We start from the raw sequence: 14,588 nt of genomic DNA on the forward strand, positions 1-14,588 counted from the left end.
CAAGAGAGATACGGATTCAATTGTCAGTTGTTAACAGGATATTCGGACTTTGATACAACATGTTTTAGACAAAGGACGCCAGCTATCCAGTTCTCCGCTTGTGAAAAAGCATGCCGTAGGTGGTAGCTTTTTTTTAGTGGTGACATTGTTGCTTGGTTTTTTGTTGTATTCAACAGTCAGCTGGATGTGGGATGAACAACGACTTCCATTATCCAATATCGTACTGCAGGGTGACTTACAACACGTCACAGCACAAGATGTTCAAGAAGCGTTTGAGCAACTGAATCATATCGGTACGTTCATGTCTCAGGATATAGACACACTGCAACACAGTGTGGAAACGATTCCTTGGGTAGCACATGCCTCTATTCGTAAACAGTGGCCCAATACGATAAAAGTATTTTTGACTGAATATCATGCAATTGCGATTTGGAATGGCAATAAATTACTGAATTCGAAAGGCACCGTGTTTGCTGGCGATGTCTCTGAGGTGCAAGGTGAACGTGTTAAGCTTTACGGTCCGAAAGGAACGGCTGAACAAGTTCTCCAAGCTTGGCATCATTATAATCCCAAGTTTCAACACCTAGGGCTTAATATATCGTCAGTATTACTGAATGAACGGCGAGCTTGGCAAATTATATTAGATAACGGTATTCGTTTAGAGCTAGGAAAAGAGTCGTTAGATGAACGTCTTCAACGTTTTTTCCTGCTTTATAATAAATTAGGTAGCAAAGCTGAACGTGTGAGCTATATCGATCTCCGATACGATACTGGCGCAGCGGTCGGCTGGATACCTCAAGAAGACTTAACACAAGAGAAGACCGATGACTAAATCTGCCGACGACAACATTATTGTTGGTTTGGACATAGGCACTGCAACAGTATCTGCTTTGGTAGGCGAAGTATTACCAGATGGACAGATCAATATTATTGGTGCAGGAACCAGTCCTTCACGAGGAATGGACAAAGGCGGTGTTAATGATCTTGAGTCGGTTGTTAAATCGGTCCAAAGAGCGATCGATCAAGCGGAGCTGATGGCAGAATGCCAAATCAGTAACGTCTACCTTTCTATTTCTGGCAAGCATATTGCAAGTAGAATAGAAAAGGGGATGGGGGCAATTTCTGACGAAGAAGTGACTCAAGAAGACATGGATCGTGCTATTCATACCGCTAAATCAATTAAAATTGGTGAAGAGCAGAGAATTCTCCATGTTATACCGCAAGAATTTACAATTGATTACCAAGAAGGGATTAAAAACCCGCTAGGCTTATCAGGGGTGCGCATGGAAGTCAGTGTGCACTTGATCACTTGTCATAATGATATGGCAAGAAATATTATCAAAGCGGTTGAACGTTGTGGGTTAACCGTTGAACAGTTAGTATACTCAGGGCTTGCAGCAAGTAATGCTGTGATCACTGAGGATGAACGCGAGCTCGGTGTGTGTGTCGTTGATATCGGCGCAGGTACGATGGATATCGCAGTATGGACAGGTGGTGCACTTCGTCATACAGAGGTATTTTCATATGCAGGTAACGCAGTCGCCAGTGATATTGCGTTTGCCTTTGGTACACCAATCGGTGATGCAGAAGAGATCAAAGTAAAATACGGTTGTGCATTAAGCGAGCTGGTGAGTAAAGATGATACGGTTAATGTTCCAAGTGTTGGCGGACGTCCATCTCGAAGCTTACAAAGACAAACGTTATCAGAAGTGATTGAGCCTCGTTACACTGAACTTATGGGCATGGTTAACCAAACCATAGATTTAGTGCAAGAGCAATTGCGTAAAGATGGTATTAAACACCATCTTGCCGCTGGTGTGGTTTTAACTGGTGGTGCAGCACAAATTGAAGGACTTGTTGATTGCGCGGAACGTGTTTTCCGTAATCAGGTCAGAGTCGGTAAGCCACTCGAAGTGAGCGGGCTTACTGATTACGTTAAAGAGCCGTATCATTCTACGGCAGTGGGTTTACTTCATTATGCGAAAGATAGTCAAATGAATGACGATGTGGATTACCAAGAGCCTAAGCGCCAATCCTCATCAGCCAATCTTTGGAATCGTTTGCGTAATTGGATTCAGAAAGAGTTTTAACCTGAGTTGCAGGAAAAACGGAGATAACACATGTTTGAACCGATGATGGAAATGTCTGACGATGCAGTAATTAAAGTCGTTGGAGTAGGTGGCGGCGGCGGTAATGCCGTAGAACACATGGTACGTGAATCCATCGAAGGCGTGGAATTCATCAGTATCAATACCGATGCCCAAGCACTTCGTAAAACCAGTGTTAGCACCGTAATTCAAATTGGTGGCGATATCACTAAAGGGCTAGGCGCAGGTGCCAATCCACAGGTTGGACGTGACGCAGCTCTCGAAGATAAAGAACGTATTAAAGAAGTTCTAACTGGCGCCGATATGGTATTTATCGCAGCTGGTATGGGCGGTGGTACAGGTACAGGTGCCGCACCGGTTATTGCTGAAGTAGCAAAAGAACTCGGTGTGTTAACTGTTGCTGTCGTGACTAAGCCTTTTAGTTTTGAAGGTAAAAAACGTTTATCATTTGCTGAACAAGGTATTGAAGAATTATCGAAGCATGTTGATTCTTTGATTACTATTCCGAATGAGAAACTGTTGAAAGTGCTTGGTCGTGGTATCACCTTACTAGAAGCCTTTGGCAGCGCGAATGATGTGCTTAAGAATGCAGTGCAAGGTATTGCTGAGCTTATTACTCGCCCAGGTATGATTAACGTCGACTTTGCGGACGTCAGAACCGTGATGTCGGAAATGGGTCATGCCATGATGGGTAGCGGTGTTGCAAGAGGCGAAGATCGTTCTGAAGAAGCGGCAGAAATGGCAATTTCTAGTCCACTTCTTGAAGATATTGATTTAGCTGGTGCTCGCGGAGTGCTTGTTAACATTACTGCTGGTCTCGACATGCGTTTGGATGAATTCGAAACCGTGGGTAATACAGTTAAAGCGTTTGCTTCTGATAATGCGACGGTCGTGATTGGTACTTCTCTTGACCCTGACATGGAAGATGAAATCCGTGTAACTGTGGTTGCGACAGGTATCGGAACTGAAAAACGTCCTGACATTACTTTAGTCGCCGGCGGTAAAGCAAAAGTCACCGCTCCAACACAACAGCCAGTACAAACGCAACAACCGGCTGCACGTGTTGAAGAAAAAGTGGCACAGCCTGTGCAAGAGAAAGCCGAGACACCGAAGCCGACTGCGCCTGAAAAACCTGCGTCGTCGAACAATGTGTCTTCTGGTAATCAGAACACTGCACCTAAGCCAGAAAAAGAGAGCGGTTATTTAGATATTCCCGCTTTCCTACGCCGTCAGGCTGATTAAGGTTTCGCCACAATTTGACACTGTTCAGAATTCTGGTAGGATAGCGCTCTGCTTAGCCTTAGGGCTAAGTATTGTGGCAATTATTTGAGGCAAGTAGATGATCAGACAACGTACTCTGAAAGAAATAGTGAAAACAACTGGTGTAGGATTACACTCCGGTCGTAAAGTCACGCTTACTCTTCGCCCTGCTGCTGCAAATACTGGGATTGTATACCGCCGCACTGATTTGAATCCACCGGTTGATTTTCCGGTCGATCCTGAAGCAGTTCGCGATACAATGTTATGTAGTGCACTTGTTAATGACCAAGGGATTCGTATCTCTACCGTTGAACATTTAAGTGCTGCATTAGCTGGTATGGGTATTGATAACATTGTTATTGAAGTCGATGCTCCAGAAATCCCAATCATGGATGGAAGCGCGAGTCCTTTTGTTTACTTGCTTCAACAAGCGGGTATCGAAGAATTAAACGTTGCAAAGCGATTTATCCGTGTTAAAAAACCAATTCGTATCGAAGATGGTGATAAGTGGGCTGAGTTACTTCCCCACAATGGTTTCAAAATGGATTTCGAAATTGAATTTGATCATCCCGCTATCGATGGTGATGGGCAGCATTTGATTTTTGATTTTTCTACGCAAGGCTTTGTTAAAGAGATTTCTCGAGCAAGAACGTTTGGTTTCATGCGTGATATCGAGTATTTACAGTCTCAAAACTTATGTCTAGGTGGTAGCTTTGATTGCGCCATCGTGCTTGATGATTACCGTATTTTGAATGAAGATGGTTTACGCTTTAACAACGAATTTGTTACACACAAAATGTTGGATGCCATTGGCGATCTTTACATGTGTGGTCACTCAATTGTTGGTGAGTTCCGTGCATTCAAATCCGGACATGGTTTAAATAACCAAGTTCTACGTGCCTTATTGGCAAATCAAGAAGCGTGGGAATGGGCAACATACGAAGAAGAAGCGGGTTCGCCGCTGATGTATGTTGAACCCAACATGGTTATTGCATAAGCAAAGCATGACAAAAATGATTTTAAAAACCAGACAATGTCTGGTTTTTTTATGCCTAGAGAAAAGTGCCATAGACGGCACTATTCGTTTGGTTTATTTGGCGTTTGCGTTAATGTTGCCAAACGTTGTAGGCGAGCTTGTAACTTAGGGGGGGCACTTTCTGCCACTGCAAGGAGATAGTTTGCAGCCTCTTGTGAGATAGGGGGGCGAGTTTTTGCCTCTTTTTTACTTTGATGAATAGCCCCACCATTGCGGTAGATCGCTGGATTGATCTTGACTTCGATAGAGATAAGCTTAGCAAAGCCTTGGCTTCGTAATTGATTGAGAATATTCAAACGATCTCTATCGATCCGCATTTTTAAAGCGGCACTCGCCGTTTCGATCACTAACTGCCCATTTCGCACATTCGCAGCGCGTACATGATCAACTGCGCTGGCAGGAACAATCGATTTGATCACCTTATTGATATTGATGATTTCGCTTGCGTGATCTTGTAAGCGCTTTAATAGCGAGCTATCGATTAATTCTGTGGTCGCAGTCGGGCGATGATCTCTCATTTAGCTTCCTTTAACATCAATATAAACGAAATGGTGTCGTTGATTACAGTCACCCTTATTAAGGCTTTAACGCCTTATTGTAGTGATATTTGACCATAAAGAAAGTCATACTGTATGTAGAGGAATTATCTCTCATTGTGCTGTTTTTTTATGCGATATAGATGGGAAATAAACATTATCTGAGGTTTATTTCAATAACGTGGGACTAACTATTGATAAACTAAGTCAAAAACCTTAGGTTAGGTGCACAAAATTATAAGTTATATTCGCAGAAACCTTATTGCTATTGGTCGCGAGCGAAAAAAGTCCTTAAACTAGGGATGAGTTAACGCCCCTAAATGCCTTGAAAACTAACTTTGCTATCACCATATAATGAGATATATGACTTATCTTTGGTATTCTTAGTTGAATATATAAGTAAAGACGACAGGCATTAAGAAGTCGATCGATGACGACCTAAGTACAGAGAGATCCACACAAGATGATAACTAAGCTACTGACAAAGGTAATTGGCAGTCGTAATGATCGCACATTGCGCCGCTTGAGAAAGATTGTTAAAGAAATTAATAATTATGAGCCTGCTTTCGAAGCACTGTCGGATGAAGAACTTAAAGCAAAAACCGCAGAGTTTCGTCAACGTCTTGATCAAGGCGAGACATTGGATGCATTGTTGCCTGAAGCGTTCGCAACGGTTCGAGAAACGTCCAAACGTTTATATGGTATGCGTCATTTCGACGTACAGCTGATTGGCGGTATGGTACTTAACTCTGGTGAAATTGCAGAGATGCGTACAGGTGAAGGTAAAACATTAACGGCAACGCTTGCCGCTTACCTTAATGCGTTACCACAGAAAGGTGTGCATATTGTTACCGTCAACGATTACCTTGCTAAACGTGATGCGGAAACCAACCGTTCTTTATTTGAATTTCTTGGAATGACTGTTGGTGTCAATGTTCCTAACATGCCTGCGCAGGCAAAAAAAGAAGCCTACCAAGCAGATATCCTTTACGGCACCAACAACGAGTTTGGTTTTGACTATCTACGCGATAACATGGCTTTCCGTGAAGAAGACCGTGTCCAAGGTGAACGCTTCTTTGCTATTGTCGATGAAGTTGACTCTATCTTAATCGATGAAGCTCGTACCCCACTAATTATCTCTGGTCCTGCTGAAGATAGCTCAGAACTCTATACTCGTATTGACAAACTGATCCCGAGTTTGCAACTGCAAGAGAAAGAAGACTCTGAAGAGTATCGTGGTGATGGACACTACACGCTAGACGAGAAAGCCAAGCAGGTTTATCTCACCGAAACAGGCCAAGAGTTTGTTGAAGATTTAATGATTAAGCATGGCTTGATGGAAGAAGGTGACACCCTTTATTCACCAACCAATATTAGCTTGTTGCATCACGTTCATGCAGGTTTACGTGCGCATGTTCTTTTCGAGCGTGATGTGGATTACATCGTTAACGAAAAAGGCGAAGTGGTTATCGTAGATGAGCATACGGGTCGTTCGATGGAAGGACGTCGTTGGTCAGATGGTTTGCACCAAGCTGTAGAAGCTAAAGAAGGGGTGGAAATTCAGAACGAAAACCAAACCTTGGCATCCATTACGTTCCAGAACTACTTCCGTCTTTACGAAAAGCTGTCTGGCATGACAGGTACTGCTGATACAGAAGCCTTTGAATTCCAGCAAATTTATAGCTTGGAAACCGTAGTTATTCCAACTAACCGTCCAACCCGTCGAACGGATTATGCTGATGCAGTGTATCGTACAGAAGCTGAAAAATTTGCTGCAATTATTAAAGATATTCAAGATTGTGTAGAACGTGGGCAACCGGTGTTGGTTGGTACTGTATCGATCGAAAAATCAGAATTGCTTTCTAATGCTTTGCAACAGGCAAAAATTAAGCATGCGGTCTTGAATGCGAAATTCCACGAAAAAGAAGCGGAAATCATTTCTGAAGCGGGTAAGCCAGGCTCCGTTACGATTGCGACCAACATGGCCGGCCGTGGTACGGATATTGTGCTTGGTGGCAGTTGGCATATGAAAGTCGATATGATGGATAACCCAAGCCAAGAGCAAATCGACCAAGTGAAAGCTCAGTGGCAAGAGCTTCACGATAAAGTGATTGAAGCTGGTGGTCTGCACATCATTGGTACTGAACGTCACGAGTCACGTCGTATTGATAACCAGCTACGTGGTCGTTCGGGTCGTCAAGGGGATCCGGGTTCAACGCGCTTCTATCTATCCATGGAAGATGGTTTGCTACGTATCTTTACCTCTGATCGTATGGCAAATTTGATCCAAGGTGGTATGGAAGAAGGCGAGGCTATCGAAAGCAAAATGTTGTCGCGTTCTATCGAAAAAGCGCAACGTAAAGTAGAAGGACGTAACTTCGACGTTCGTAAACAGCTACTTGAATACGATGATGTTGCTAATGATCAACGTAAAGTCGTGTACGAATTACGCGACGGCTTGCTGGCTGGCTCTGAAGATGTCAAAGGCATGTTGGATCAAAATCGTGAAGATGTACTGCATGCAGTGATGGATCAATATATTCCACCACAAAGTCTTGAAGACATGTGGGATATCCCAGGTTTGCAAGAGCGTTTGAAGTATGACTTTGATTTAGACTTATCTATTCAACAATGGCTGGATGATGATGAGTCTCTGCACGAAGAGACATTGCGAGAGCGTGTAATTCATACCGCTGTTGAGGTGTATCGTGAAAAAGAAGCGTCGGTGGGTGAAGAAGTGATGCGTAACTTCGAAACTTCAGTGATGTTGCAGACGCTCGATACGCTGTGGAAAGAGCACTTAGCGGCGATGGACCATTTGCGTCAAGGTATTCACCTACGTGGTTATGCACAGAAGGATCCAAAGCAAGAGTACAAGCGTGAATCGTTTGAACTTTTCCAAGGGTTACTTGAAGCGTTGAAATCTGATGTGATCATGGTGTTGTCGAAAGTACGTGTCCAGGAAGAAGAAGAAGTGGAACGTATGGAAGCACAACGTATTGCTCAAGCACAGCAGGCAGCAAGTCACATTCAAGAGCACAGTGGTAGTGACTTGGATGAAGAAGCGCAGACGGCTGGGCAGCCTGTGACACGTGATCTACCAAAAGTGGGGCGTAATGAGCCTTGCCCATGTGGTAGTGGTAAAAAATACAAACACTGTCATGGACAAATTAATTAATCATTATGTCATGTTAAAAGAGTCGCTTAGGCGGCTCTTTTTTTGAGTATAATTTTTATTTTTCCTCTATTTTATAGGAGCATACAATGAAACGAACCCATATCGTCGCAGGTATTATTTTTAATGGTGATTGTAGTGAGGTGTATATTACCAAGCGTCCTGACGATCGTCATAAAGGCGGCTATTGGGAGTTCCCGGGTGGTAAAGTAGAAGCGGGTGAAACGATTGAGCAAGCGATGTCACGTGAGTTATTTGAAGAAATCGGCATCACGGTCACGGCTCAAGCTGAATATCAGCATCTTGCTTTTGATTATCCTGATAAATCCTTGGTATTTGATTTTATAACGGTTACTGAGTTTTCAGGGCAGCCATTTGGTAAAGAAGGTCAAATAGGGCGTTGGGTTGCAATTAACGAGCTTGCTCAATACCGTTTTCCAGAAGCCAATGTGCCAATCTTAGAGCAGATCGTAAAAGAGTATAGCTAAGCACTAGCCAGGCAAAACGATAGTTGTTAACTTAAGTGCACATAGTGGAAAAATAAATACATTTGCCCGACCAAGGGCGATATAACATGGAGAATTCGGCAATGGTAAGAATTGCAATTGCTGGCGCGGCTGGGCGTATGGGTCGAAACCTAGTCAAAGCGGCGCATAACAACCCGAAATCAAGCGTTGCCGCAGGATCAGAGCGAGCTGAGTCGTCATTAGTTGGTGTGGATATTGGTGAGCTGTGCTCGGAAGGACGATTTAATGTGGTTTTGGTGGATGATTTAACTCAGGCGATCGATGAGTTTGATGTCATCATTGATTTCACTGCGCCAAAAAGTACCTTAGCGAATATCGAACTGTGTAAGCAATATAATAAAAAAATTGTTATTGGTACGACGGGCTTTAGCGAAGAACAGCGTGCAAGTATCGATGAATCCGCGAAAGAGATCGCGATTGTTATGGCGCCAAACTATAGTGTTGGTGTCAACCTTGTCTTTAAGTTGCTAGAAAAAGCGGCACAAGTCATGGGCGAGTATTCGGATATAGAAATCGTTGAAGCTCATCACCGCCACAAAGTGGATGCCCCATCGGGAACGGCTATTGGTATGGGTGAAGCGATTGCAGGAGCAATGGGTAATAAATTAAGTGATGTTGCGGTATATGCCCGTGAAGGGATCACAGGCGAGCGTTCACGCGATGAAATTGGCTTTGCGACCATTCGTGCTGGTGACATTGTTGGCGAACATACTGCAATGTTTGCAGACATTGGTGAGCGCGTGGAAATCACTCATAAGGCAACAGATCGTATGACATTTGCGAATGGAGCGGTGCGTTCTGCTATTTGGTTATCCTCACAGCCTAATGGCTTCTATACCATGAGTGATGTCTTGTCTTTGAATTCTTTGTAATACATAATTATGCGCTAGCGATGCTGGCGCATATTTTTTAAGTGAACATTTTTCCTTTCAAGTTTTCCTTCCCTTTTTTGGTTTTTATTACGATCTTTTATTATATTTTTGAGGCGTTGATTATTAAATCTGATTGTCTTGATGATAACTGCATTATATTTCGCCTTGGTTATCGTTTGCTTTGTGTTGTATTTTGCATTGAATTCGGTGGTGTGGTTATTTTCTAGGGCTCTGTGTTTATGAACACGCTTTTATCAATAAAATACTCTGGAATCGATGTTTTTAGCTGTTATCTACTAAAAATTAAGGTAAAGCCAATAAAGTATGTGTTTATTTTTCACGAATTATTGACACTAATCACTGCACTCATTAGAATAGCGCCAATTTGTCTACTATCACTTAACGCTGACACTAAATGCGACAAGGAAGGCAATGATGAATCATAAATTAAATTTATTGCATTTTTATTCTGGAGGTTATCTTGAGTAAATCAGCACTGTTAGTCCTAGAAGATGGGACGGTGTTCCACGGAGTGTCCATCGGGGCAGATGGTTGTTCTGTTGGTGAAGTTGTTTTTAATACCTCGATGACGGGGTACCAAGAAATCCTCACTGATCCTTCCTATTCACAGCAAATTGTTACCTTAACTTATCCCCACATTGGCAATACCGGAACGAACTCCGAAGATGAAGAATCCTCAGCAGTTCATGCTCAGGGCCTTGTAATCCGCGATCTCCCTCTCCTTGCTTCTAATTTCCGTAATCAACAATCTCTTTCTGATTATCTTAAAGAACGTAATATCGTTGGTATTGCAGACATAGATACGCGTAAATTGACACGTATATTACGAGAGAAAGGAGCTCAAAATGGCAGTATCGTTGCGGGCGAGCATATTGATTCAGATTTAGCATTAGAAAAAGCCAAAGAGTTTCCTGGGCTTAAAGGCATGGATCTCGCAAAGGTCGTAAGCACGAAAGAAGCGTATGAGTGGAAGCAAGGATCTTGGACGTTAGAAGGCGGTTTGCCTGAAGAAAAAGCCGCCAGTGATTTACCTTACCATGTTGTCGCTTATGACTTTGGTGCTAAACGCAATATCCTGCGTATGTTGGTAGACCGTGGCTGCCGTTTAACCGTAGTCCCTGCGCAAACTCCAGCGGAAGACGTCTTAGCGTTAAATCCTGATGGTGTTTTCTTATCAAATGGTCCTGGTGATCCTGAGCCGTGTGATTATGCGATTAAAGCAACACAAACTTTCCTAGATAAAAATATCCCAATTTTTGGTATCTGTTTAGGTCACCAGATCTTAGCGTTAGCGTCGGGCGCGAAAACAGTGAAAATGAAGTTCGGTCACCATGGTGCAAACCACCCAGTGAAAGACATTGATCGTGATGTTGTGATGATTACCTCACAAAACCACGGTTTTGCTGCCGATGAAACCAGTCTACCTGAGTGCTTACGTGCAACGCACAAATCGTTGTTTGATGGGTCTCTACAAGGTATTCATCGCACAGATAAGCCAGCATTTAGTTTTCAAGGACACCCTGAAGCAAGCCCAGGTCCGCATGATGCTGCGCCACTCTTTGACCACTTCATTGAATTGATTCAACAACACAGCGCTTAATTGGGAGTAGTAAAACCATGCCAAAACGTACTGACATAAAAAGCATCCTAATTTTAGGTGCGGGTCCAATTGTTATCGGCCAGGCTTGTGAGTTTGACTACTCAGGCGCGCAAGCGTGTAAAGCTCTACGTGAAGAAGGTTATCGAGTTATTCTCGTGAACTCGAACCCTGCGACGATTATGACTGACCCAGAAATGGCTGACTCGACTTACATTGAGCCAATTCATTGGGAAGTTGTACGCAAAATCATTGAAAAAGAACGCCCAGATGCGGTTTTACCAACAATGGGTGGCCAAACGGCATTGAACTGTGCGCTTGAATTAGAAAAACAAGGTGTACTGGAAGAGTTCGGCGTCGAAATGATTGGCGCCACCGCCGACGCAATTGATAAAGCGGAAGATCGTTCTCGCTTTGATGCCGCTATGAAATCGATTGGCTTAGAATGTCCTCGTGCGGATACCGCGCATAGTATGGAAGAAGCCTATGAAGTTCTGAGCAATGTTGGTTTCCCATGTATTATTCGCCCTTCTTTTACTATGGGTGGTACCGGTGGTGGTATTGCGTATAACAAAGAAGAGTTCGATGAAATTTGTCATCGTGGTTTCGATTTATCCCCAACCAATGAATTACTGATTGATGAATCACTGATTGGTTGGAAAGAATACGAGATGGAAGTGGTTCGTGATAAGAACGATAACTGCATCATTGTATGTTCAATCGAAAACTTCGATGCGATGGGAATTCACACCGGTGACTCGCTCACAGTAGCTCCTGCGCAGACGCTTACGGATAAAGAATACCAATTAATGCGTAACGCTTCTCTCGCGGTTTTACGTGAAATCGGGGTTGAAACCGGTGGGTCGAACGTACAGTTTGGTATCAACCCAGATGATGGCCGTATGGTTATCATTGAGATGAACCCACGTGTTTCTCGTTCTTCTGCTTTGGCATCAAAAGCGACAGGTTTTCCTATTGCTAAAATCGCCGCTAAATTGGCTGTCGGCTTTACATTAGATGAATTGACCAACGATATTACGGGCGGTGCGACTCCGGCATCGTTTGAGCCAACCATCGATTATGTTGTTACTAAGATCCCTCGCTTCAACTTTGAAAAATTTGCTGGTTCAAATAACCGTTTGACTACGCAGATGAAATCCGTTGGCGAAGTGATGGCTATTGGTCGTAACCAGCAAGAGTCTCTGCAAAAAGCGCTCCGTGGCTTGGAAGTGGGAGCAACTGGTTTCGATAGCATGGTCGACCTTGAGTCACCGGATGCTTTGACGAAGATTCGTTATGAATTAAAAGAAGCCGGTGCTGAGCGTATTTGGTATATCGGTGATGCATTCCGTGCCGGTATGTCAGTGGAAGATGTTTTCCATCTTACCAATATTGATCGTTGGTTCTTGGTACAAATTGAAGACATCGTCAAATCAGAATCTGTTATTCAAGAAGGTGGTTTTGCTGGCCTAACCAAAGACGTATTACGTAATGTAAAACGTAAAGGTTTCTCTGATGAGCGTTTAGCCAAACTGCTTGGTGTGGCGCAAAAAGAAATTCGTCGTGTGCGAGAGCAACATGATATTCATCCGGTTTATAAGCGTGTTGATACCTGTGCGGCCGAATTCTCTTCAGATACGGCTTACATGTACTCCTCTTACGATGACGAGTGTGAAGCTGCCCCAACTGATCGTGACAAAATCATGGTAATTGGTGGTGGTCCTAACCGTATTGGTCAGGGTATTGAGTTTGATTACTGCTGTGTACATGCCTCACTAGCGCTGCGCGAAGATGGTTACGAAACCATTATGGTTAACTGTAACCCAGAGACGGTCTCTACTGACTATGACACATCTGACCGTTTGTATTTTGAACCGATTACGCTGGAAGATGTTTTAGCGATTGTACGTGTTGAAAAGCCGAAAGGTGTTATCGTGCAATACGGTGGACAAACGCCATTGAAACTCGCGCGCGAGCTAGAAGCAGCAGGTGTACCGATTATTGGTACTAGCCCGGATGCAATTGACCGTGCAGAAGATCGTGAACGCTTCCAACACGCTGTTGAACGCCTTGGTTTGAAACAGCCAGAAAATGCGACGGTAACCGCGCTTGATCAAGCGGTAGAAAAAGCCAAAGACATTGGTTATCCACTCGTCGTTCGCCCTTCTTACGTGTTGGGTGGTCGAGCAATGGAAATTGTTTATGATGAGCAAGACCTACGTCGCTACTTCAATGAAGCGGTGAGTGTGTCTCATGAATCACCAGTACTACTTGATCGTTTTCTTGACGATGCGACTGAAGTCGATATTGATGCGATTTGCGATGGTGAGCGTGTGCTGATTGGTGGCATCATGGAGCACATTGAACAAGCAGGTGTCCATTCTGGTGATTCAGCATGTTCATTACCCGCGTATACATTGAGTCAAGACATCCAAGATAGAATGCGTGTGGAAGTTGAGAAACTTGCGTTGGAATTGGGTGTGCGTGGTTTGATGAATACGCAGTTTGCGGTTAAAAATAACGAAATTTATTTGATTGAGGTTAACCCTCGTGCCGCGCGTACTGTGCCATTTGTCTCGAAAGCGACAGGAGTTCAGCTTGCGAAAGTGGCTGCTCGAGTGATGGTCGGTCAAACGTTAGAACAGCAAGGTTATACCAAAGAAGTCATCCCGTGTTATTACTCGGTGAAAGAAGTGGTCTTGCCGTTCAATAAGTTCCCTGGTGTTGATCCACTGTTAGGTCCGGAAATGCGTTCAACAGGTGAGGTGATGGGGATTGGTAAAACATTCGCCGAGGCCTTTGCCAAAGCAGAACTGGCTTGTGGCAATATTTACCCAGAAGGTGGCCGCGCATTATTGTCGGTACGTGAAGGTGATAAAGCTCGAGTGGTGGATGTAGCATCGCGACTGGTTGAGTTAGGTTACCAGTTAGATGCGACTCACGGTACGGCGGTAATTCTAGGTGAAGCTGGCATTAACCCACGCTTAGTTAACAAAGTGCATGAAGGTCGTCCTCATATTCTTGATCGTATTAAAAATAATGAATACACCTACATTGTGAATACGGCCGCAGGTCGTCAAGCGATTGAAGATTCGAAAGTACTTCGTCGCGGCGCATTGGCTGAGAAAGTAAACTACACCACAACACTGAATGCCGCATTCGCGACGTGTATGGCGCATAAATCTGATGCGAAAGCAGAAGTACACTCGATTCAAGAGTTACATGCTCAGTTTACCACCACACGTGATTAATGCTTTTAAGGTGTGTTGCTAAATTAAGTCGTACTGGCTAATCGTGGTGCGATAATAGTGAAACGAAAGCCTACTCATATGAGTAGGCTTTTTTATGGATAAGAGTGACGCAATCAAGCTTTATTCCATTGATTAGTCATGTCGCTTTACGTGGATTATTGCTATATTCCTGAGCCAATTACAACGCTAACTTTTCAATTAATAA

The 14,588-nt window shown here is 43.7% G+C and carries 10 protein-coding genes; 9 read left to right on the plus strand and 1 reads right to left on the minus strand.

All coding sequences use genetic code 11. The annotated features are described in order from the left end of the window. The first annotated feature begins 49 nt into the window (after positions 1–49). The 4 genes from OCU30_RS02520 (at position 50) to lpxC (ending at position 4,365) form a co-directional block, all read left to right on the plus strand. Positions 50–832 (plus strand): cell division protein FtsQ/DivIB, encoded by a 783-nt coding sequence (locus OCU30_RS02520; protein ID WP_077311168.1) that lies wholly within the window; start codon positions 50–52, stop codon positions 830–832. Beyond that, positions 825–2,090: a cell division protein FtsA gene (gene ftsA / locus OCU30_RS02525; protein WP_077311171.1), complete on the plus strand. Its 1,266-nt coding sequence runs from the start codon at positions 825–827 to the stop codon at positions 2,088–2,090. Before OCU30_RS02520 ends, ftsA begins: the two co-directional genes overlap by 8 nt. Before the next feature lie 30 nt (positions 2,091–2,120). After that, positions 2,121–3,350 carry a cell division protein FtsZ gene (gene ftsZ / locus OCU30_RS02530; RefSeq protein WP_077311173.1) on the plus strand — a complete coding sequence of 410 codons (1,230 nt, stop codon included), beginning with the start codon at positions 2,121–2,123 and terminating at the stop codon, positions 3,348–3,350. Positions 3,351–3,447: 97 nt separating this feature from the next. After that, entirely contained in the window at positions 3,448–4,365 is a 918-nt protein-coding gene (lpxC, locus tag OCU30_RS02535) for a UDP-3-O-acyl-N-acetylglucosamine deacetylase (protein ID WP_077311175.1), read from the plus strand. 80 nt (positions 4,366–4,445) lie between these two features. On the opposite strand, the gene OCU30_RS02540 is transcribed toward lpxC, so the two are convergent. Continuing rightward, entirely contained in the window at positions 4,446–4,922 is a 477-nt protein-coding gene (locus OCU30_RS02540) for a DUF721 domain-containing protein (protein ID WP_077311177.1), read from the minus strand. A 481-nt stretch (positions 4,923–5,403) separates the two neighbouring features. Here OCU30_RS02540 and secA point away from each other — a divergent pair, with 481 nt between their 5' ends. The 5 genes from secA (at position 5,404) to carB (ending at position 14,383) form a co-directional block, all read left to right on the plus strand. Continuing rightward, positions 5,404–8,118, plus strand: coding sequence for a preprotein translocase subunit SecA (gene secA, locus OCU30_RS02545; RefSeq protein WP_077311179.1), 2,715 nt, complete (start codon positions 5,404–5,406; stop codon positions 8,116–8,118). Positions 8,119–8,204: 86 nt separating this feature from the next. After that, positions 8,205–8,603 carry an 8-oxo-dGTP diphosphatase MutT gene (mutT, locus tag OCU30_RS02550; protein ID WP_077311181.1) on the plus strand — a complete coding sequence of 133 codons (399 nt, stop codon included), beginning with the start codon at positions 8,205–8,207 and terminating at the stop codon, positions 8,601–8,603. 101 nt (positions 8,604–8,704) lie between these two features. Further along, on the plus strand, positions 8,705–9,514 hold the full coding sequence (gene dapB, locus OCU30_RS02555) for a 4-hydroxy-tetrahydrodipicolinate reductase (RefSeq protein WP_077311183.1): 810 nt from the start codon (positions 8,705–8,707) through the stop codon (positions 9,512–9,514). Between the two features lie 481 nt (positions 9,515–9,995). After that, positions 9,996–11,135: a glutamine-hydrolyzing carbamoyl-phosphate synthase small subunit gene (gene carA / locus OCU30_RS02560; protein ID WP_077311185.1), complete on the plus strand. Its 1,140-nt coding sequence runs from the start codon at positions 9,996–9,998 to the stop codon at positions 11,133–11,135. A 17-nt stretch (positions 11,136–11,152) separates the two neighbouring features. Next, a complete protein-coding gene (carB, locus tag OCU30_RS02565) occupies positions 11,153–14,383 on the plus strand; it encodes a carbamoyl-phosphate synthase large subunit (RefSeq protein ID WP_077311187.1) in 3,231 nt (1,076 codons plus the stop codon). Positions 14,384–14,588 lie beyond the last annotated feature (205 nt).

Source organism: Vibrio palustris (assembly GCF_024346995.1).
In the GTDB taxonomy this organism is placed as follows: domain Bacteria; phylum Pseudomonadota; class Gammaproteobacteria; order Enterobacterales; family Vibrionaceae; genus Vibrio; species Vibrio palustris.

What these genes read in the sequence shown, in the direction of transcription:
- OCU30_RS02540 (WP_077311177.1), bottom strand. Translation starts at nt 4,922, where the DNA reads ATGAGAGATCATCGCCCGACTGCGACCACAGAATTAATCGATAGCTCG.
- mutT (WP_077311181.1), top strand. Translation starts at nt 8,205, where the DNA reads ATGAAACGAACCCATATCGTCGCAGGTATTATTTTTAATGGTGATTGT.
- carB (WP_077311187.1), top strand. Translation starts at nt 11,153, where the DNA reads ATGCCAAAACGTACTGACATAAAAAGCATCCTAATTTTAGGTGCGGGT.
- lpxC (WP_077311175.1), top strand. Translation starts at nt 3,448, where the DNA reads ATGATCAGACAACGTACTCTGAAAGAAATAGTGAAAACAACTGGTGTA.
- dapB (WP_077311183.1), top strand. Translation starts at nt 8,705, where the DNA reads ATGGTAAGAATTGCAATTGCTGGCGCGGCTGGGCGTATGGGTCGAAAC.
- secA (WP_077311179.1), top strand. Translation starts at nt 5,404, where the DNA reads ATGATAACTAAGCTACTGACAAAGGTAATTGGCAGTCGTAATGATCGC.
- ftsZ (WP_077311173.1), top strand. Translation starts at nt 2,121, where the DNA reads ATGTTTGAACCGATGATGGAAATGTCTGACGATGCAGTAATTAAAGTC.
- ftsA (WP_077311171.1), top strand. Translation starts at nt 825, where the DNA reads ATGACTAAATCTGCCGACGACAACATTATTGTTGGTTTGGACATAGGC.